The organism is Candidatus Hadarchaeales archaeon, assembly GCA_038823825.1.
Lineage (GTDB): Archaea > Hadarchaeota > Hadarchaeia > Hadarchaeales > Hadarchaeaceae > JAVZGN01.
This window is the reverse complement of sequence record JAWBCC010000001.1, coordinates 39,803-59,527: the sequence shown is the minus strand read 5'-3', so window position 1 is coordinate 59,527 and position 19,725 is coordinate 39,803. Positions and strand designations below refer to the sequence as shown.

Sequence of the window (19,725 nt, the reverse complement as noted above, 5' to 3'; positions counted from 1 at the left end):
TCTAACTTGTTTAAATCTCCCTTCTGGGAGCTTACAATTCCCCCTTTCTCCACCAAGATTTGCTTTAAGGGGCCTCCCCGGAGGAGGTCATCTCTTCCAGGAAGTGAAGATATCCTTGGAAGGAAGAGGCTGGAGAGGATGGGTGCTGGTCTCCGTCCTTCCTTTCGATTTTCTGGACTCGACTATAGGAGTCTTTCTTGGGCTTGAGAGATGATTTGCCCCGAATGAGGAGACTGGCCAGCGGGGGGTTAAATTTTATTTTTACTCATCTCTTAATAATATTTTGAGGAGAAGATGTATGAACCCGAAGCTTATCCCACAACGAACTTAAGGGGAAGAATATTGAAAGAAATTAATCAAAAAGAAAAACACTTTGCGAGAAAAGAAAAGGTGTTTGGACAGTTCATGACCCCCCCAGAAGTAGCAAACTTCATAGTAGATTTCGCAGTCATATCTTTGGATCGCAGACCCAAACTTGCCATTGATCCTGCTTGCGGCGATGGGGTTTTCCTTAAAGCTTTAATCAAGAAAAAAATCAATCGGATTGTAGGAATCGATATTGACGAGAGTATAATACCCGACAATCTGAAGACTGCATGCGAGATTTTTGCTCCGAGAAATGGGCTCCTTCCATTAAGTGAAGAATTGGAGGGACATGCAGACATCGTAGTGGGTAATCCTCCTTTTAGTGCGAAATATGGGAGAGTAAAGGACAAAGAAATTTTATCAAAATTTGAACTTGGGAAAGGGAGAAAAAGTCAAGCAATAGAAATCCTTTTTCTAGAGCGGTTTATACAGTTGGCCTCTAGTGGTGGAGTGATAGGAATTATCCTACCTTCAAGCATCTTTTCTAATGTTTTACTTCAAGATGTGCGAGAATTTATCAATAGTAACACTTCGATTCTTGGCATAATCTCCCTTCCAAGAGGAATATTTCGGGGGACAAAAAACACGACGTCAAAAACTAATGTTTTGTTCGCAAAAAAGGATGCTGAAAATGATGATGGTAATATCTTCATGGGAATAGTGAACAAGCTTGAAGACCTTTCTTTAGTTCTGAGGGCTTACCAAGAGAAAAAAAAGATGAATAACCCTCCAGCATTTTGGATTAAAACCAATGTTGATGTCTTGTCCCCAGAATTTTACTTTGTACCCATCCACTTGAAGAGCAATCAAAAAATAGTGAAGTTGGGCGAGCTAGTTTCGGAAATGTTTTGTGGAAAAACAAAATATGGGCCAAAAAGGCAATTCGTAACTAAAGGGGTTCGCTTCATTTCTGCGAAAACTGTTACTCCTTTGGGAATAGATTTTAGCAGAGAGAATCGAGGCAGACACTATATCGACCCAAACAGCGAGATGTACCACCCAAAAGCGCATGTCAAAATAGGTGATCTTCTTTTTGTTCGCGTGGGCGTTGGTTGTATAGGTAGAGCTGCAGTTGTTACTACGCCAGATGAACAAGGAGTTGCCGATGATTGGATATACATCATCAGACCAAAGAAAGAATCGCTTGCATACTACTTGGCGTTTTACTTGCAATCAAAATATGGAACTTCTCAAATAAACGCGTTGAAAAGAGGTGTTGGAACAGTTACAATACCACAACGCCTATTGAAAAATTTGGTTGTTCCAATTCCCTCTGAGGCCCAATTGCAAAAATTCAAAGAATACTATCTAGAAATGATAAAGTGCAGACAACAAAATGAGGACAGGGCGAGAAAAATTTTCCAGAAAGCCATTGAAATGGTCGAAAAAATATCAGGAGAAGAAAAATTATGAGAGTAAAAGTTGAAGAAAATAAAATCGTTGTAGGATTTTCTTCAACTCAAACTAAAAAGTTGTGGAAAAATAGAATAAATGGCGAAAAATCTGCGGACAAAATTTTAGACCACCAAATCCAGAAGCGTGATTTTTTTAAAATAGTAGCCTATCAAGAATTAAAGACATTCTTTGTTGTCTCAAAGGTTGGAAAATGTTTGAGAACGGGAGGAAGCGAAAATGAATATCAAATGTAATGTATTTTATGACGAGAAGGCGAGAAAAATCGTCGTAGAGTTGCCCATTACTTTACAAACAAGTTTAGTTAGAGTTAAAGATGTAGATGGAAGTCCAATAGGTAGCGTTAGATCACAAAATTTAAGAGAGAATTGGTATATAGAATGGCAGATTTCTTACTTTGATGAAAATAGGCGGCTTGTGGAGTTAGGGGAAATGTTTAGATTATTAGTCACTAAAAAAGTAATAAATGAAGCTAGGATAAAAGAATTATACAGTTATCTAAAAAATAGAGATGTTTTCTTCGAGGAAACTTTTTTTATCAATATAGAAAAAGACGAGAAAGCCAAGAAATTCGAAGGATTTACCTTACTGTACAAGAAAGCGCCAATCTTAAGAAAACAGCTGTCGGACGGATCATTTATTCATATTGAACTAAGACACAAACAGAAAGCAGTAGGATATCAGGCTATGTTATATATCTTTATTCCGATAAGAAGTGTTATATCTAAACTTGATCGTAATCCTATAGTAGATAGACCAGCACACCGAAATGAGGTGGTATTATGGTTCCCCACAGAAGAACATATCATTGAACTCATGAAAGGATTCTCCGTGATGTCCAAGAAGCATTTGAAAGACATCGTATCTATTGTGAAAAAGTTTCATGGCGTTTAACTTAGGATTCTATTCGCAAAGAAGAACTAGTTATCGCAGTTGAATCTTTTTTTTAGAAAAAAGATTAAGTGATGATAATCTTCTATTTGCAAGTTGGCAATATTTTTCGTTGATCTCAAAACCGATGAACCGTCTGTTTAATTGTTTACAAGCTACCGCAGTGCTTCCGCTACCAATAAAAGGATCTAGGATTAGATCTCCCTCCTTTGTAAACATTCGTAGAATCTCCCTTATGAAATGTTTTGGTTTTGGGGTCGGATGATTTATGAAGCCTTCGTCAGGTTCAATCATTTTTCCAGGAGTATCAACAAAAATATCTTTATTTCGCAAAACAATCCGTGGATTTCCTTTTTTGAAAACAAGACAAGACATATACTTTGTAATCCCTATTGGTGATTTAACTGCTCCCTCTGGACAGTAGAGTATAATTTGCCAAAAATAAGTGAAGGGATTATTCTTAAATAACTTGGGAAGAAATTTTGTGCTAAAAAATGTTATAAAAAAAGCATTCTTTTTTAAAACCCTGTAGCATTCGGGGAGCACTTTATAGAAAGTAGTCAAATCTTCATCGCTACATACTCCTTCCTTATACAATCCGTAAGGGGGATCGGTGATAATCGCATCAACACAACCATCTGGTATCTTCTTGATTAATACAAAACAATCACCACAAATTATTTTGTTGATAAAATCGTCGGGAAATTTGAGTTCACGTTCATTTTTCATATAAATCCCTTCTTTCATAAAAATACTCTTCTCATGTAGTCTAAATATTTTCGGCATCTAGCATGACTCATTTTTCTCCCCCTCAATCTTCTGGGTGGAGGTCCTTTTTAAAGAAAAAACGAGCACGGTGGGGTTCTACAAGTGGTTTAGGACTCTTTCCCGTACTATAAATTCCAATCTTTTTACATTTTTCCCTTTTTTTGCCTCCAAAATACGTCCTAATTCTTTGATGCCTGAACACATCATACAACAGTTGTGGCGAAACGTCCCTGAAAATGGGATTGAAAGTGGCTACTAGCTTAAAGTGAAAACCCTCAGAAAAAGGTAAAAATCCATCTATTCCATTATTCTCCGTGACAGACACAGCATTCCTCGTCGGATATTCTATCTTCGCCGGGCTAACTTGGCTCATACTTTTTGTCCTCCTCGCCATTAGGAGCGACAAGAGCTTCATGCGTCCAGTCATCTACGGCCTAATGATGGGACTAATCGGTCAATTCTTTGGTATTGGACTCTTTGGATTGTTGATCGGCGGCATGCTCGCCGGCTACCTTTTATCGAAAACCGGGAGAGGAGCAATGGACGGATTCAAAGGAGGGGGAATGTCCGGCCTTCTCATGAACCTTTCCACCCTGTTAGCTCTCGGGCTCTTCATCGGCTTAAGGGATCCCGATATAATCGTTGGACTTGGCGAATTCTGCTCTGTCGTCGCTTTCATGATTCTCCGAGATATCATGCTTGCTGGGATAGGAGGAGCAATGGGTGTAATGATTGGAAATCTGATGAGAAAACCTCGGTAAATATTTTATCCCACAAAACTTGTAAATAATCATATTGGAGCGGGGTGGGGCAGCGTGGAGTGCCCGCCGGGCTCATAACCCGGAGGTCGGAGGTTCAAGTCCTCCCCCCGCTACCATTTTCCTTTAAATTCGGCAAATCTCATTAATCTGGATGCCGCAAGCGATTGTGACCGAAAATCTAACAAAATACTACGGGAAGCTGCTCGCGCTGGACAATCTAAACATGAAAATAAAGCGGGGAGAAAGCGTCGGGCTTCTAGGCCCGAATGGAGCCGGGAAAAGCACAACCATAAAGCTTCTGTGCGGGCTCATAAGACCTTCCGGAGGAAGAGCGTATGTCAACGACTTCAATGTCATCGAAGAGCATGAGGCGGCGGTCGAAAATTTGGGCGTGATTGTTGAAACCCCAGAGTTCTATCCGTTTCTTACACCGGAGGAGATCTTGAAATATTTTGGACATCTCCGGGGCGTAAAAAACCTGAAGGAAAAAATTAAGGAAGTCCTCAGAATGGTTGGGCTGGAAAAGTGGGCAAAAGTCAAAATCGAAAATTTCTCAAGCGGAATGAAGCAAAGGCTCGCGATCGCTCAGGCATTTCTTCACGACCCGCCCATTCTAATTTTAGATGAACCATCTTCCGGTCTTGACCCAAAAGGGATGGTGGAAATCAGAAACATTTTGAAGTCTATAAAAGGAGAAAAAACCATTCTCCTGTCATCTCATCTGCTGAATGAAGTCGTACAGGTTTGTGATAAAATCGCAATCATGAATGAAGGAAGACTTCAAGCGTTCAACAGCGTGAGAAATCTGAAGAGGAAGTACGGCTCACTGGAAAGAGCTTACATAAGACTGACGGGTGGTTGACATGAACAAGTTCAAGACTGTTTTCAAGTATGAGCTGCTGAAACATTTGCGAAGAAAGCGCTTTTACGGAGCGTTGGCAGCAGTTCTACTCGCGACCTTTCTGATGACCTTTCTTTACCGTTCTATAGACATTCCGGGAAAGATGCGTGAAAGTCTTCTCGAACGTTTGCCTGAGAATATTCCTAGGGAAACCGGAGAGATGATCCTCGATCAGTACGGAATAAAAGATAGTCCGGAGTTTTTCGCAGTCTTTACTGGCTCTGTTGGACCGTCTATAGCCCTCCTATTTTCCGTATTCTTCGCTGGAGATGCAATAGCTTCAGAGTTTGAGCGAAAAACAGGAGTCTTTCTGTTTTCCTCACCGGTGGGGCGAAAAACAATCGTGGCGGGTAAATATTTCGCCTGTCTGATAGCCACGATATCCCTCCTCGCAGTTGGCTATGCGGTTTCCGCTCTCTCCATTCTTGGACTATACGGCACGGTACCGTTCGGAATGCTCGGATCCCTGGGAGTGGCTTTCGCCGTGGCCACTTTCATGGTTGCAATGACGTTCATCTTCAGTTCGTTGATGCGAGGAGGCATGGGGGCAACGGTTGCCACGCTACTTACATACATGATCATCTTCAGCATAATATCAACGTCTTTGGTTTACGCCGGCTATGACCCATGGTTCATGCCAGACAGAGCCGCGGACGCGATAAGCGCAACCTACAATGTGAGCCTCGAAAGCGTTTATGGCGCTTTCGGAATATCGGCTCAGATAAAGACCCCAGAACCTCTCACGAGCTCTATACTCTTACTCTCCTACTCAGTTTTTCTCCTCCTCGCGAGCATTATCCTAACCGAAAGAAGGGAATTCGCTTGAAGGGGAAGACAGAACTCCTCGAAATTCATGGAAAAATAAAAAGCGAAATAGAGCGCAGGCTTCGGGAGTTCGAAAAAACGTGGAGAACAGACGATGAGAAAGTCTTCTCTGAGCTAGCCTTCTGCCTTCTTACGCCTCAGTCGAAAGCGAAAGTTTGCTGGGAGACAGTTGAGAAACTCGAAAAAAGTCGGACACTTTTCTCTGGAGGAGAAAAAGAAATTGCGGAATTTCTACGTCCGATAAGATTCTGGAGAAAAAAGGCGAGATATATCATTGAAGCCAGAAAGAGATTCACAAAAGGTGGAAAACTTGTGATAAGAGAAGAGCTTACAAAATTCTTGAATAATCCCATGGAAGCCAGAGAATTCCTTGTAAAAGAGGTCAAGGGGCTTGGATACAAAGAAGCCAGCCACTTTCTGAGAAATATCGGCTGGGGGAGAGATCTGGCGATACTCGACAGGCATATACTCAGAAGCCTGCTGGAATTCGGAGTTATAGACGAGATTCCAAAAAACCTGAATAAAAAAACTTACCTTTCGATCGAGCAAAAGATGAGAAAATTCTCGGATGAATTGGGAATTCCCATGTCGCATTTGGATTTCGTGCTTTGGTACAGAAAAACAGGTGAAGTCTTCAAGTGAAAATTTTTCATGCTCGCAGCGGAATCCATCCGGTTTTGTAGAGATACTCTGCAGCTAGAACGGCTCCTTTTGCTGCCCCCAACTCCGTGTTATGGGACAACACGGTGTACTGGAAACCTCTTTCAAAACAGTTGGCTTCAATTCCTCCGACAACTACGGCCATTCCTCCCTCAATGAGCACGTCAAACCTAGGTTGTGGTCTGTCTCTTTCCTCCATCACAACAATCGGGTTCTTGGGCGCAGTCGGTAGACCAAGTCTCTGTGGTTCTCCTTTATAACTCTTCCACACATTTATCAAATCTTCAACAGAACAATCTTTTCTCGTCTGGATGAAGACCGACTCTGTATGACCGTGATGAACCGGAACTCTGTTACACTTACACGTGATCTTTAAATCTGCTGGAATTATTCTACCCCCGTCAAAGCGACCTAAGAGTTTCACCGTTTCCTTCTTGACCTTCTCTTCTTCGCCCTTTATGTATGGAATCACATTCCCTTCGAACATTCTCGGTCTGTACTCCTGAAGAACGGATGGTAATTTCGAACCGACTTCCGATCTCTGCTTTGCCCATTCAACGACGGCTTCATAACCGGCTCCGGATACAGCTTGCATTGAGGCCATTATCACGCTCTCCAGACCGAAGGCATCGTAAATCGGTTTCAGAGATAAAACCAGCCCAATTGTTGTGCAATTTGGCTGAGGAACAACGAAGCCCTTCCATCCCCTGTTTCTCCTTTGAACTTCTATCATCTGCACGTGATCTTCATTGACTCCTGGAAGGTATGTGAAACTGTCTTCAAAATATCTGTAGGCGGAGGCTGTGCTGACTACCGGTTTTTCTTTAGCGACTTCTCCCTCTATTTCTAGAGCTATCTCAGAAGGGAGAGCGGAGAAGATGAGATCACACTTTTCTCTGACCGCCTCTTTGACGTTTTCTACTCTTATCTCCAAGATCTCTGGCCGGGGCTCTTCTTGAAGAAACCATCTTGATGAGTCAGTTCCATAACCTAAGGCCTCGCCATATGTCTTGCCCGCAGACCTTTCTGAGGCGAAAAGACTTTGAATTTCAAACCATGGATGATTTTGAAGATTTACCACGAACTTCTGGCCTACCTCGCCCGTCGCACCCAGAATTCCAACCTTCAGTTTCTGCATTTTTCTCCAGCAGAATAAACAGTGAAAAGTTTTTAACTTTTTTGATAGGACTTTAAGAAGCTTTACATTTTGTTAGAAAGTTTGGCGATTTTCCTGACTGCGCCCTCGGCTGCTGAAGAAACTATGCGAGAGTAAAAAGCAAGATATCCTTTCTTGAATTTTGGTGGTTTAGGCTTTAGCCTCTTAAGTCTGCTCTCCAACTCATCTCTCGGAATTAACAAATCGATTTTTCTATTCGGAAGATCAATCAGAATCTCGTCGCCATCTTTGACCACCGCAATCGGTCCTCCTTCAGCTGCTTCTGGGGAGACATGACCAATGCAGAGTCCTCTAGTCCCCCCAGAAAATCTCCCATCTGTTACTAGAGCTGCCCGGATACCCATGCCAGAGATCGCAGAAGTCGGGCCCAACATCTCCCTCATGCCAGGTCCTCCCTTAGGCCCTTCATACCTTATGACCACAACGTCGCCATTCTTTACCTCACCATTATAGATCGCCTTGACTGCGTCTTCTTCGCTGTCAAAAACTTTTGCCGGGCCTCTGTGCTTGCGCATCTGGGGTGGAACGCCGGCAAATTTAACAACCGAACCAGCCGGAGCAAGTGAGCCGTAAAGAACCGCTATGCCCCCCTCTCTCATGTATGGTCTGCCGAGAGGTCTTATGACGTCCGTCTCAACTAGTTTGACATACTTAAGATTTTCAGCAACTGTTCGGCCGGTTACCGTGAGAGGACTTCCACAGATCAGCTTACCAAGACGCTTCATAACAGCTGGGATCCCACCCGCTTGTTCGAGATCCCACATCGTATGCGGACCGTTTGGTCGTATGGAGCAAATCGTTGGAACGCGTCGACTTATTCTATCGAAAATATTCAAATCCAAATTTATTCCGAGTTCATTGGCGATTGCCGGAAGATGGAGCAGCGTGTTCGTGGAACCTCCTAAAGCCATATCCACTGTGATCGCGTTCTCAAAGGCTTTGCGCGTCATTATTTTGCTCGGGATGAGTTTCATCTTAAGAAGTTTCAACACCTGAAGTCCAGCCCTCTTGGCTAGTCTGATTTTCTTTGCGTCTGCTGCGTGGGCTGTCGCGGTTCCCGGCAGAGACATGCCGAGCGCTTCTGTGAGACATGCCATTGTGTTGGCTGTGAAGAGACCGGCACATGAGCCGCACCCCGGACAAGCCCTATCTTCGATTTCTAGAGCCTCCGCCTGCGTCATTTTCCCAGCTTTCACAGCACCAACAGCTTCGAAAGCGCTTATGACGTCTAGGTTCTGTCCCTGCCACTTACCTGGAAACATTGGCCCCCCGGTCACCATTATCGCCGGGATGTCTAGTCTGGCGATTGCCATAAGCATTCCAGGAACTATCTTGTCACAGCTTGCCACACAAATCAGAGCATCAAATCTATGTGCTTCGACCATCGTCTCCACGCTATCGGCAATAAGCTCCCGGGATGGAAGAGAATAACACATCCCTTTTGTTCCCATCGCTATTCCATCGCAGATCGCAATTGTGTTGAACTCGAAAGGAATTCCTCCACCAGCAATTACCCCTTCCGCGACTGCGCGGGAAATCTCACGAAGATGAATGTGACCGGGAACTACGTTCGTATAAGAATTCGCTATCCCGACAAAAGGTTTTTCCATCTCCGCATCGGTTACTCCAACCGCTTTCAGAAGTGCTCTTCTGGGCAGACTTTCAAGTCCCTCAACAACCTCTTTACTCCTAAACTTCAAGGCAACCTCCGGCGTATCCTTTGAACTGTTTCAATTTAAAATTTTTCCAATCTTTGGGAAAAAACGAAAACTATGAATATTCACGCGGCGGTAGCACAGATTGCACTTTTACTTTTCTATTCCCGCCCACTTGCGAAGTTCTCTCCCCACCTTCTCTATGAGATGCTCTTTTCCTTCTTCCCTCATGCGCTTGAGCGTTGGGATTCCCTTTTTGGCTTCCTCCACCCATTCTCTCGCGAAATCTCCGCTCTGGATATCTTTAAGAATCTTCATTATAGTCTCCCGAACATGAGAATCTATTATTCTCGGACCCCTCGTTCTTCCGCCGTATTCTGCCGTATTGCTTACTGCTTTCCACATACCTTCTATGCCGTGTTCATAGATTAGATCTACTATCAGTTTGAGTTCGTTCAGGCATTCGAAGTAAGCGACCTCCGGCTGATATCCCGCTTCGACTAGCGTCTCAAAACCTGCTTTTATGAGTTCAGTTACGCCACCACAGAGAACTACCTGTTCACCAAAGAGATCGGTTTCCACCTCCTCCTTGAAGGTCGTCTCAATAACGCCTATGCGAGTCAAGCCCACGCCCTTCGCCAGTGCCAGAGCGATCTGTTTAGCCATACCGCTTGCATCCTGTTCAACGGCAAGCAAGCCCGGAACTCCGCTTCCCTGAAGATACATACGACGAACAAGAGCGCCCGGTCCCTTTGGAGCGATCATTATAACATCGACGTCTTTGGGGGGAACGATCTGCTTGAAATGAATGTTAAACCCATGACTAAAGCAGAGAGCTTTCCCGTGTTTCATGTGTTTTGCTATGTCCCTGTTGTAAACCTCGGCCTGATATTCATCTGGAATCAGCATGTGGACAATATCTCCGATTTCAGCCGCTTCCGAAATCGAATAGACTTCAAAACCATCGCGGACAGCTTGCTCATAACTCGCATCTCTTATGCTTCCGATTATAACCCTGCAACCGGAATCGCGCAGATTGTTCGCCTGCGCATGTCCCTGATTTCCATAACCTATAATCGCAATAGTCTTGTCCTTTAGGATACTCAAATCCGCATCCTTGTCATAATATATTTTTGCCAAATGTCCACCTCGAAAGAAATCAAAAGTGAAAGAATAAAAAGATGTCTGTTCGTTCGGCTCTTCACGGAAGCCATTTCAGTGTGCGGAAGATTTCCAGCTGTAGTTCTGCAAAATTTTTATTCTTTCCCCGAATCTTAAAACCTTCTATCTCTTCAACTCTGTGCGCCCCGATGAGAGAATTTGTCAAAAAAACACAGTCGGACTCCAGCAAATTTTTCAGTCCGTATCTCCCTTCTTTAACCTTAAATCCTAGCTTGGGAGCAAGAGAAAGAACCAATTCTCGGGTTATTCCCGGAAGAAGACCACAAGATTCATCGGGTGTATAAATGACCTCGTCCTTCATCCAGAAGATGTTTGAAGCACAACATTCCGCGACTTCTCCTCGCTCATTTAAGAATAGTCCCTCATCAAAACCCATTTCCTTGGCTTCTCTTCTCCCGAGAACGTTTTCCAAGTAGTTTAGAGATTTTATCCTGACGACTGGTGACTTCGAGTTTCTCGGAAAGGAAACCAAATGTAATCTAAGTGGTTTTCTTGGTCGCTCATATCTTGAAATAAAGCAGACGAGCTCGCTTTCCTTAGGTTTCTCATCAAACACTTGCGATCCAAATGAAAACAGACAGACCTTCACGCGCAGATCTGCAGAGACATCGATCTTCTCTTTAACTGTTTGTTTGAATTCCCTCCAGCCCGGAGTCGGGATTCTAAGAAGCTTGGCTCCCATCTTCATCCTCTCAAAGTGCTTCCTCAGAAAAACGGGAAGACCGTGAAAACACCTGAAAGTTTCAAAGACCCCTTCCCCGTAAAGCGTCGACCTGCAAATCAAGCCTCACACCTCAAGTTTTTCCAATCCCAGGGCTTTGCAGGTTGCAACGGCTTTCACAACGGTCTCATCATATTCCGCCTCCGGATCCGAGTCCCATGTTATTCCCCCGCCAACCCAAAAAGCCCCATAACCATTTCTCATTGCCATTGTCCTTATCGCAACACTCATTGTGAAGTCTCCAGCTGGCATGACAACCGCCGTTGCACCACAGTATGGTTCCCTTCTGTGTGGTTCGAGCTCTTCGATGATTTCCATTGCCCGCATTTTGGGCGCCCCGGTAACGGAGCCTGGCGGAAACGTTGCCACCAAGATGTCCTGCAAACTCATTCCGTTTCTCAGTCTGCCAATAACCTCTGAGAACATTTGATAGAGAGTAGAGAAACCCTCAACTTCAAATAATTTCGTAACTCGAACACTTCCAAATTCGCAGACTTTAGACAAATCGTTCCTCATGAGGTCAACTATCATCAGATTCTCGGCTCTTTCCTTTTCACTTTCTCTGAGATCTTTAACCATCTCTCTGTCAATCCTCACGTTCGGATGCCTCGGTCTGGTGCCCTTTATCGGTCTGGTCATAATTCTTTTTCCATTTCTTTTCAGAAAGAGCTCCATAGATCCGCTGATTATCTGAAAATCTGAAAAATCGAGAAAACACGTAAAAGGTGCGGGCTGAGCCCTAATGAGGTTTGAAAAGATTTCCAAAGGTTTACAGCTGCTTACAAAGTCGAAACGCTGCGAGATGTTGACTTCATACACATCGCCCTCCGCGATGTATTCCTTTATTCTTTCGACCATTCGGAGGAATTCTCTCTTCTCAATCGTTGGTTCTATTTTTGTCTCACCGTCTTTTCCTACAAACATTTTCGAAATCTTGGCACCGCCGTCGAAAAACATGAACGCCGATGGTGGAATTCCAATCTTTAGCTTATTCGCACGAAATCTTACGGGCAAGAAATCCTGTGAAAGCTCGTAGCCGAAATATCCGATTCCAATCAAACCATCGTCAAGAAGCGTAGACAATTTTCTAAAAAATCTACGAATTGATCCCTTCATGATCACCACCTCAACTGGATTTTCGAAAAATGTCAGAAATTTACCGAGTCCCCAGCCAGGCCCCAATATAGCCGTATTTTCAGAATTCATACCTTTCCGAATATGAACGGTATGAAAATTTGATGTCACCGTAGAACCTCCAGCAGATGAAGTATAAGCAAAACGAAAGAAATCAGGATCAAGATCGGCGAGGTGACGAAGTAGAAACCATCTGACCGATAAACGTAAATAAGCCAAGAAGGAATCCGCTCCACGTCAAAATAGCGCGCAATTATCGGAGCTATGAGAAAAGCTAAACCGAGCAGGATCAGGACGATGCCCAGTAGACTGAGCGGATACATCTCCGACTCTCACAGAATCTCTTTTTTGTCCACATAACCGCCGCAGTATTTCCTAGCGTAAAGCGCAAGACTCTCGACTGCTCTTTCAACATTCTCTCTCGGAATCCCCGGCGCATTCCAGAGAACGAAAATCACGGAAGATGTCCCATAGGTTATTTTGCTTATCTTCGAGTCGCCAAGTGTGTAAGCCGAAAGTATCTTTTGGTCATCTTTCAAAACTATCTCGCCGGGCAGAGGCTGAAGTTTCCGACCATCTATCAACTCTATCGGTTTATCGTCTGGACTGGCCAGAGTCGTTCGGAGCTCTCCCACAACTTTCTGAAGATCGTAAACTCCGGCCGACACCATGTGCTCAACGGAAGCCAGCATGCAGGAGTCCACGACGTTGTTTATCCTCGGAAACTGATCTTCGAGCGTTTTCCTAAGCAAATACTCCACAGAGGGTCTGAAACTCGACGGGTCTCTACCCATCTGCTTGAAGAATTCTCTGTAAGCCTTTATCTCCGGTATTTCCGTTACCTGAGTCTGCGCGAACTTGGCTTTGATTTCGGAAAGCACAGATGACAATCTATTGTTCAGGGTTTCCACATCCGTTTCTACGGTCACGCCGGTAGCGAGCACGTATCCAGCGATAAAGTTCGGGTATTTTTCTCTCACTATTTCATCAAGCTTCATGCTCTCCCCAATCTATCATCAAAGCATGCTTTAAATCTGTCTATCTAAAGAAATCCATCGCAAATTTTCGGGTCTATGCAGACGGAGATTTCTTCACAATATGTCCAAGATTCTGTCCAATCTCGAGATAAGCCCAAGCCCAGACCAAGCACTCAAAACTCCTAACCAGATCCCCCTTCCTCAGAAAGTGATCGCAGTCTTGTCTATACGCTTTTATATTCGAAAGCATTGCTTCACCTACTGAATCGATCGGAGCAGCGGTCAAGATACCTTTATCTAATTTCGCCTTCCACTTCTCAATTTCGTTCAAGAGGTCATCCGACAAGCTCATCTACGGCATCCTCCGGCGCACGAGCAAAAACCTTCAGAGCTTCAGCTTCTATGAAGTGAAGCCTGCCAGGAACCACCAAAGAGTGAGGCGGAGGACCAAAATCCACACCCAGCATTTCCTCCACTCTGCCAGCTCTGACCAACTCATCTTCGCAACCTGCCCTAGCCACAACTACCACAAGAGTCTTCGGAGTGAAAATCGATTCCCGGCGCACGAGTTCGTGCCCAAGCATTATCTCCATCCCTTGGTTTGCGCTCATCACCCTTCCTTCCTCAGCCCGGATATCTAGAAAAAGAAGGGTGTGAAATCCTCTTTTTCTGTTATCCGCGAGAACCTCATATGGTCTTGCTGAGGGATTGTCCGGAAAGGGAATTGTTGCCGAGGGACCGAATTTATAACTCTGGAGCCCACAAACCCCGGCCACGGCGGAGAGAATCGAACCTGCATGAACTATTTTTGTTTCCACGTTCATCTTTGCGGCTCTCAGTCTCAAATCGATGTGAGTTGTGGCGACCATTGGATCTCCCGGAATTAGTAGAACCACCCTGCCATCCCTTGCTTTTTCGAGAATCTCATGAGGCTCCTCCTCAAGCACCCTCCTGTCCAGTACCTTCACTTTTTTTCCTGTGAGTTCCTGCAAGTAAGAGACGCTTAACCCGGGAACTATGCTGGTATATGTCTCAAGATATACCGCATCGGCCTTCTTTGCCTCTTCTATCCCACGTAGTGAAATCCCTCCTTTTTCGAGGCCAAGGCCAACAAACACCAGAACCATCGACTCCTCCGAAGAAGGATAGCCCAAATTGGTTAATAACAGATGTGGCTTGATTTTTAAATTTTTGGAAAACTAATAACAAACTGACGGGCCCGTAGCTCAGTCTGGTCGGAGCGGCCGGCTCTTAACCGGCAGGTCGGGGGTTCGAATCCCCTCGGGCCCGCTAATCTTTCCTTTCACGCCACGAAGTCGAGAGGAAAAATCCAGAAATCCCCGCCAGTACTCCAGCAATCGCCATGTAAAACCCGTACGAGAGATCTGTAAGCAGCCTCCACCACCCAACAGGAGAAGAGAAAAACATGTACAAGCCGGGCGCCGGATTACTTAATGTAAAACCACCTTTCAGATACCAAAGGGTTAACGCGACCCCGATTATTCCGATAACGGAGCCGATGAAAAAAATATTCCCCATGTCTTTCCTCGATAGAAATCTTGCTAGAATTCCGCCAAACAAAAGGATGAACCCTCCGAAAAACAGCAGAAAAATATGGAACATGAGAGGGCCGCCGCTCCTTTTCATGAGCAGAGTTATGCATGAGAAAGTGAACCTTCCGCTAGCAGGATACCATGGGGCAAAAACACTCAATAAGACAAGGATCCCGCCCACAATTCCCAACATCGGCGCAATCCAATCTCTGAGCAACATAAGTAGCTCTTAGCTGTGAAATTAATAAAATTTCTCCGTTCGTCTTCAAAAAATATCCAAAATTAGCTCCACTCTTTTAAATATCCCGAAAATCAGGAGCAATCGGAGGTAAAAAATGAAAAGAGCTACAAGAAGAATCGTTCCCCTCTGGTTGCTCGTGGTCCTCGGAGCTGCAGTCGCGTCCGGTGCAGTTCTCTACACATACCAGACAACGACTTTTACCGCAACAATAGTTGAAAACGTCGGAGTCTGGGGAGTGATGGAAAACACGAATTTCCAGATACCCGACAACGGAGCTGCAAATATCAAATATACTGTTTATAACCAGAGCGGAGAGACAAAAACTTTGACCCTGATAAGTAACGTTGATAGCGTTACTGGAGACAGACTGTGGTATGCCTGCGCTTATCCGTGGCCAACTTCAGCCAACAAAGTCTGGGCAGACGGAGTCAACTATGGATTCACCCTTAACAGCGGCCAATCACTGGAGCTAAAGGTCACCGTTGGAGATGCTGGTCCAGCCGTTCCGGGCAACTCATGGAACAACCTGCAGCTCTATCTGATGGACAACGCGCTCTACTAGAGGGGCTAGAAAGGTGAGCCGCCTTGTCGGCTCACCGCCCTTTTATTTTTCCCAAAAAAAGAAAAGGTGAGATGATATGCAAAAAAACACATGCCCGCTTGCGATCATACTTGCTTCTCTTGTTCTCTCATCGGTGGCCTCTGGTGTGGTTTACTATACATACTGTGAGACAAAATTTTCCGCAGAAATCATCGAGAAAACAGTCGTGACCGTAGACGGACGTCGGCTGCTCGTAAACGGATCTCCTTTCACCGTAAAAGGGGTTTGCTATTCACCAACTCCGCCAGGAGAGGGGCCCGACTTCTTCTGGTGGCATGCGCAAGAAATCTATGAAAACGATTTCGAGAACATCCGAAGCATGGGAGCGAATACCATCAGAACTTATAATGCCGGCGTAACCTACTTTAACGATGCCTATTATTGGGTTTACCACGACGATGGAATTCCTCTGGATTCCTATCTCTGGACATGGCAAGGGGGTGGTGGAAGCTTCACAGAAACACATGAAATAACCCCTCCCGAAGGAACAAAATCGTTTAAAACTGTGAGCGCAAACTGGGCTGGCTGGGGAATTTTCCTAGCGAACCCTTCTGCTCACACAATAAATCTCTCTGGTGCTACGGCGCTCAAATTCTGGGTCAAAACTACCGCAAATCTGAAGGTTGAGATAGAAGCACCACAGGGAAACACACAGACTAAATACATAAGCAATTACGGCTGGGATGGAACAAACAACTGGCAAGAGATAACGATTCCCGCCAGTCACTGGAGTAACCTGAACCAAGTCTACTGTCCTTTCAAAATAACGATGGAGACTAGCGGAACGTTTTACATAGACAAAGTTAGATGGACCGGTTTTTCTCCTTACTCTGATGGCGGGATACCTGGAGGCGTCAAAATCCTAACGTGGGGGGGTGGCTATTTTGAAGCCAGATATACTGGGTTCGGACCGGGCAACGTTCCCGAAGGAGGGAGATGCTTCCTCACACAGCCTTCTGGGAGCTATGCCGGCTGGGGTCTTTTTCTCGCACTCCCGCATGATCACACCGTTGACCTCTCTGGCGCCTCCGCTTTGAAGTTCTGGGTTAAGACACCCGTTAACCTGAAGATCGAGATTGAGGCTCCGAAGGGGAACATCCAGAGTTATTACATCAGCCAGTTTGGATGGGATGGAACAAACAACTGGCAGGAGATCACTATTCCTGCAGAGAACTGGGAAAATCTTGACAAAGTTTACAGTCCCTTCATGATCACCGTGGAAACAAACCAGACGTTTTATGTAGATTTCGTCCGGTGGGAAAATTTTGTCCCACCGCCCCAGCATGCAATATTAGAAAACCGAGATATTCTGGATGCCGCTTGGAGCCAACGGTTATATGTTATCATGGGATACTGGGTGGATCGATCCGTAGACATGAGTAAAAGCTGGGTGAGAGAGAACCTGAAAGAAGGTTTTCTCAAACTGGTTAATAAATGGAAAGACCACCCGGCAGTTCTGATGTGGGCATTCGGAAATGAGGTCGATGTATACCCGGCGAGAAAGGAAAACTGGTTCTCGCTCGTTCAGGCTGTGGCATTTGCCGCCAAACAAGTAGACGACAACCATCCTGTTATGACAGTTAACCAAGACATCACGCGTATAGGGGATCCAAGCATCGGTTCGGCTGACGAAAACCTGACGTCCTTGGACATATGGGGAGTAAACGTGTATTATGGTTCCTCTTTCGGCAATCTCTTCAGCAACTACAAAGTCAAGAGTAGCAAACCCCTTCTTCTGGCGGAGTGGGGGTGCGATGCTCTGGACGCAAGGGACAACACAGAGAACCAGCTCATGCAGAAGCTGTATATAGAAAATCTTTGGGATGAAATTTCAGAAAATCTGAGCGCGGAAAACGAAAATCGCGTTTGCATTGGAGGAACGGTCTTCGAGTGGTCCGATGAGTGGTGGAAGGCCGGAAATTATGAAATCCATGACAATTTGGCGACTTGGGCGAATCCCAACTACTACGACTACGTCGCCGGCCAGAACAACATGAATGAGGAATGGTGGGGGATAATGAAGCTCACCTCGCTCGAAAGTCCCGTCAAGATTCCTAGACTTGCGTACTACGCTCTCAAGGAGAAGTGGACGTAATGAAAGATAAACACGAAGAAAAACGTGTATACGGCGAAATTCGCTTCATATATGTTCTCGCAATAGTGATCATCCTCACTGTGATAATCTTTGTTCTCCTATTACGACCCAGACCCAAACCCGTTGTCAATATCCCACCAGTCGCAGATTTCACGTGGTCTGTTGATTCTCTGACAGGTGATAACGTTGAACCGCAAGAAAACGAGGTCGTCCAGTTCATCGATAACTCGTACGATCCAGACGGCCATATCGTAAGTTGGCTTTGGGACTTTGGCGACAACACCCGTTCCACAGAACAAAACCCCACACACAGATACTTGAGGGATGGAGAATACACAGTAACTCTGCTCGTAACCGATAATGCCGGTGAAAATGCAACAAAAACTAAAGTTATAAGAGTGAGACCTTCAGGAATCCCCCGCGCATTTTTCATATTTTCTCCCCCACATCCAACGGTGCTCGACACTCTTCAATTCATCGACAACTCGTACGATCCAGACGGCCATATCGTAAGTTGGCTTTGGGATTTCGGAGATGGAACCTTCAGCAGAAGTCAGAACCCAACACACATTTTCCATGCAGCGGGCTCATACAGGGTCATCCTCACAGTCGTGGACAATGACGGGAATGAGGGAAGATTCGAGACTATTGTCTCTGTATCGCTTCCGCCTTCAGAGTTAATTTACATTATCTACTGGGATGGGGGAATGGGTGAGGATATCGGTGCTCCGGCTCGTTACGGACATCCAAACAACGGACAACATCTTTCGCTGCTCGAGATTCAGACTGGCGGATGGGAGTCTGACTCCGATAAAGCTTGGAAATTTATCTATTCAAACATAAGCGGAGGGTGGGCTGGATTTTACTGTGAATTCACGAGCGGCCCGAAAAATCTCTCCGATTATGAAAACCTAGTGTTCTGGGTAAAAGGAGAAAGAGGCGGCGAAGACTTTGAGATAATTCTTGAAGACATCTATGGCACAGGAGGAAAAGTCAGAGTAAGCGACTACGCACATATCACAACCTCGTGGCGTAGAGTAGTTATTCCACTAGGAGCATTTGGGGAAGACCTCTCCAACATAAGAGTTCCGTGGAACATCGCTTTCTCGGACGGCATCACCGGAAAAAATGTGATCGTCTATATCGATTACATAATTCTTGTAAAAAGAGTCTCCGTTGTTGGTGCGCCGGTGGCTAGATTTACGTATTCTCCAACTTCTCCGACGACCTCTGACACCATACAATTCATTGACAACTCGTACGATCCGGACGGTCATATAGTGAGATGGATCTGGGATTTCGGAGACGGAACTAGCTCAACAGATCGCAACCCCACCCACAGATATTTAAATCCTGGAAGTTACACGGTGACACTCACGGTGATCGACAACAGCGGAACCTCTGCTTCCTGTCGCTTGACGATAGTTGTTTCCTCACCCATTTCACCCCCACCTCCTCCGCCTCCTCCACCTCCAGGAGTCGTGACTCTTTCTGGTATCCCGTCTGCGGTTAACATTCCACGCATAGGATCGGTGACCATAACTAATATTCTTCTGAACAACAGCACCAGCGAGACTAAAACTCTGAAGGTTATCTGCGACGCTTGGGATGCTTCAGGAGGTAAACTCTGGTCAAACATTTACACTATGGATGGACAAAACGTCTTTGTTAATGGGGTAATCTACCCGCTCGTGCTTGCTCCAGGAAGCTCCAGATATCTAAAACTGACAGTCGGAGGTACATCGACTGCGCAGTCGGGCGAGACTTTCACGCTTCACATCGTCGTGGAAGATTACTAAACAGA

At 45.2% G+C, this 19,725-nt stretch carries 22 protein-coding genes and 2 tRNA genes; 12 read left to right on the top strand and 12 right to left on the bottom strand.

From position 1 onward, the window contains the following. Positions 1–294: 294 nt before the first annotated feature. From QXF64_00305 to QXF64_00295, 3 genes are read left to right on the top strand one after another with little or no spacing between them, the layout of a single operon-like run. Positions 295–1,779: an N-6 DNA methylase gene (locus QXF64_00305; GenBank protein MEM1688939.1), complete on the top strand. Its 1,485-nt coding sequence runs from the start codon at positions 295–297 to the stop codon at positions 1,777–1,779. Then, positions 1,776–2,015, top strand: coding sequence for a hypothetical protein (locus QXF64_00300; GenBank protein MEM1688938.1), 240 nt, complete (start codon positions 1,776–1,778; stop codon positions 2,013–2,015). Before QXF64_00305 ends, QXF64_00300 begins: the two co-directional genes overlap by 4 nt. Continuing rightward, positions 1,999–2,673 carry a R.Pab1 family restriction endonuclease gene (locus QXF64_00295; GenBank protein ID MEM1688937.1) on the top strand — a complete coding sequence of 225 codons (675 nt, stop codon included), beginning with the start codon at positions 1,999–2,001 and terminating at the stop codon, positions 2,671–2,673. Before QXF64_00300 ends, QXF64_00295 begins: the two co-directional genes overlap by 17 nt. A 30-nt stretch (positions 2,674–2,703) precedes the next feature. Here QXF64_00295 and QXF64_00290 read toward each other — a convergent pair whose 3' ends face one another. Further along, positions 2,704–3,417, bottom strand: a complete 714-nt coding sequence (locus tag QXF64_00290) for a site-specific DNA-methyltransferase (GenBank protein ID MEM1688936.1) — start codon at positions 3,415–3,417, stop codon at positions 2,704–2,706. Between the two features lie 64 nt (positions 3,418–3,481). Beyond that, positions 3,482–3,811, bottom strand: a complete 330-nt coding sequence (locus tag QXF64_00285; GenBank protein MEM1688935.1) for a hypothetical protein — start codon at positions 3,809–3,811, stop codon at positions 3,482–3,484. A gap of 40 nt (positions 3,812–3,851) precedes the next feature. Here QXF64_00285 and QXF64_00280 point away from each other — a divergent pair, with 40 nt between their 5' ends. The 5 genes from QXF64_00280 (at position 3,852) to QXF64_00260 (ending at position 6,567) form a co-directional block, all read left to right on the top strand. After that, entirely contained in the window at positions 3,852–4,199 is a 348-nt protein-coding gene (locus QXF64_00280; GenBank protein MEM1688934.1) for a hypothetical protein, read from the top strand. A gap of 38 nt (positions 4,200–4,237) precedes the next feature. Next, a tRNA-Met gene (locus QXF64_00275) sits at positions 4,238–4,315 on the top strand. A gap of 35 nt (positions 4,316–4,350) precedes the next feature. Then, positions 4,351–5,061: an ABC transporter ATP-binding protein gene (locus tag QXF64_00270; protein ID MEM1688933.1), complete on the top strand. Its 711-nt coding sequence runs from the start codon at positions 4,351–4,353 to the stop codon at positions 5,059–5,061. 1 nt (position 5,062) lies between these two features. Next, positions 5,063–5,926, top strand: coding sequence for an ABC transporter permease subunit (locus QXF64_00265; protein ID MEM1688932.1), 864 nt, complete (start codon positions 5,063–5,065; stop codon positions 5,924–5,926). Further along, positions 5,923–6,567 carry an N-glycosylase/DNA lyase gene (locus tag QXF64_00260; protein MEM1688931.1) on the top strand — a complete coding sequence of 215 codons (645 nt, stop codon included), beginning with the start codon at positions 5,923–5,925 and terminating at the stop codon, positions 6,565–6,567. The genes QXF64_00265 and QXF64_00260 overlap by 4 nt, the downstream gene beginning before the upstream one ends. A gap of 7 nt (positions 6,568–6,574) precedes the next feature. Here QXF64_00260 and QXF64_00255 read toward each other — a convergent pair whose 3' ends face one another. The 9 genes from QXF64_00255 to dph5 all read right to left on the bottom strand — a co-directional run bounded on the left by QXF64_00255 (position 6,575) and on the right by dph5 (position 14,558). Beyond that, positions 6,575–7,723 carry an aspartate-semialdehyde dehydrogenase family protein gene (locus QXF64_00255; GenBank protein MEM1688930.1) on the bottom strand — a complete coding sequence of 383 codons (1,149 nt, stop codon included), beginning with the start codon at positions 7,721–7,723 and terminating at the stop codon, positions 6,575–6,577. Positions 7,724–7,785: 62 nt separating this feature from the next. Further along, positions 7,786–9,462 carry a dihydroxy-acid dehydratase gene (gene ilvD / locus QXF64_00250; GenBank protein ID MEM1688929.1) on the bottom strand — a complete coding sequence of 559 codons (1,677 nt, stop codon included), beginning with the start codon at positions 9,460–9,462 and terminating at the stop codon, positions 7,786–7,788. Positions 9,463–9,570: 108 nt separating this feature from the next. After that, positions 9,571–10,557 carry a ketol-acid reductoisomerase gene (gene ilvC / locus QXF64_00245; GenBank protein ID MEM1688928.1) on the bottom strand — a complete coding sequence of 329 codons (987 nt, stop codon included), beginning with the start codon at positions 10,555–10,557 and terminating at the stop codon, positions 9,571–9,573. Between the two features lie 61 nt (positions 10,558–10,618). Next, on the bottom strand, positions 10,619–11,383 hold the full coding sequence (locus QXF64_00240) for an aminotransferase class IV (GenBank protein ID MEM1688927.1): 765 nt from the start codon (positions 11,381–11,383) through the stop codon (positions 10,619–10,621). Between the two features lie 3 nt (positions 11,384–11,386). Beyond that, positions 11,387–12,436, bottom strand: a complete 1,050-nt coding sequence (pabB, locus tag QXF64_00235) for an aminodeoxychorismate synthase component I (GenBank protein ID MEM1688926.1) — start codon at positions 12,434–12,436, stop codon at positions 11,387–11,389. Between the two features lie 125 nt (positions 12,437–12,561). Next, positions 12,562–12,777, bottom strand: coding sequence for a hypothetical protein (locus QXF64_00230; protein MEM1688925.1), 216 nt, complete (start codon positions 12,775–12,777; stop codon positions 12,562–12,564). A gap of 9 nt (positions 12,778–12,786) precedes the next feature. Continuing rightward, positions 12,787–13,452: a phenylalanine--tRNA ligase beta subunit-related protein gene (locus QXF64_00225; GenBank protein ID MEM1688924.1), complete on the bottom strand. Its 666-nt coding sequence runs from the start codon at positions 13,450–13,452 to the stop codon at positions 12,787–12,789. Positions 13,453–13,525: 73 nt separating this feature from the next. After that, positions 13,526–13,783, bottom strand: coding sequence for a DUF357 domain-containing protein (locus tag QXF64_00220; GenBank protein ID MEM1688923.1), 258 nt, complete (start codon positions 13,781–13,783; stop codon positions 13,526–13,528). Continuing rightward, the gene (dph5, locus tag QXF64_00215) at positions 13,767–14,558 is read right to left on the bottom strand and encodes a diphthine synthase (GenBank protein ID MEM1688922.1); all 792 of its coding nucleotides are present in this window, start codon (positions 14,556–14,558) and stop codon (positions 13,767–13,769) included. Before dph5 ends, QXF64_00220 begins: the two co-directional genes overlap by 17 nt. Before the next feature lie 88 nt (positions 14,559–14,646). Here dph5 and QXF64_00210 point away from each other — a divergent pair. Further along, positions 14,647–14,721 (top strand) — tRNA-Lys (locus QXF64_00210). Here QXF64_00210 and QXF64_00205 read toward each other — a convergent pair. Continuing rightward, the gene (locus tag QXF64_00205) at positions 14,722–15,204 is read right to left on the bottom strand and encodes a hypothetical protein (GenBank protein MEM1688921.1); all 483 of its coding nucleotides are present in this window, start codon (positions 15,202–15,204) and stop codon (positions 14,722–14,724) included. A 115-nt stretch (positions 15,205–15,319) separates the two neighbouring features. Between QXF64_00205 and QXF64_00200 the strand changes: the two genes are divergently transcribed. The 3 genes from QXF64_00200 (at position 15,320) to QXF64_00190 (ending at position 19,720) form a co-directional block, all read left to right on the top strand. Then, positions 15,320–15,787: a hypothetical protein gene (locus QXF64_00200; protein ID MEM1688920.1), complete on the top strand. Its 468-nt coding sequence runs from the start codon at positions 15,320–15,322 to the stop codon at positions 15,785–15,787. A 76-nt stretch (positions 15,788–15,863) separates the two neighbouring features. Beyond that, positions 15,864–17,921, top strand: coding sequence for a glycoside hydrolase family 2 TIM barrel-domain containing protein (locus QXF64_00195; protein ID MEM1688919.1), 2,058 nt, complete (start codon positions 15,864–15,866; stop codon positions 17,919–17,921). Next, positions 17,921–19,720 carry a PKD domain-containing protein gene (locus QXF64_00190; protein ID MEM1688918.1) on the top strand — a complete coding sequence of 600 codons (1,800 nt, stop codon included), beginning with the start codon at positions 17,921–17,923 and terminating at the stop codon, positions 19,718–19,720. The genes QXF64_00195 and QXF64_00190 overlap by 1 nt, the downstream gene beginning before the upstream one ends. The last annotated feature ends 5 nt before the right edge of the window (positions 19,721–19,725 follow it).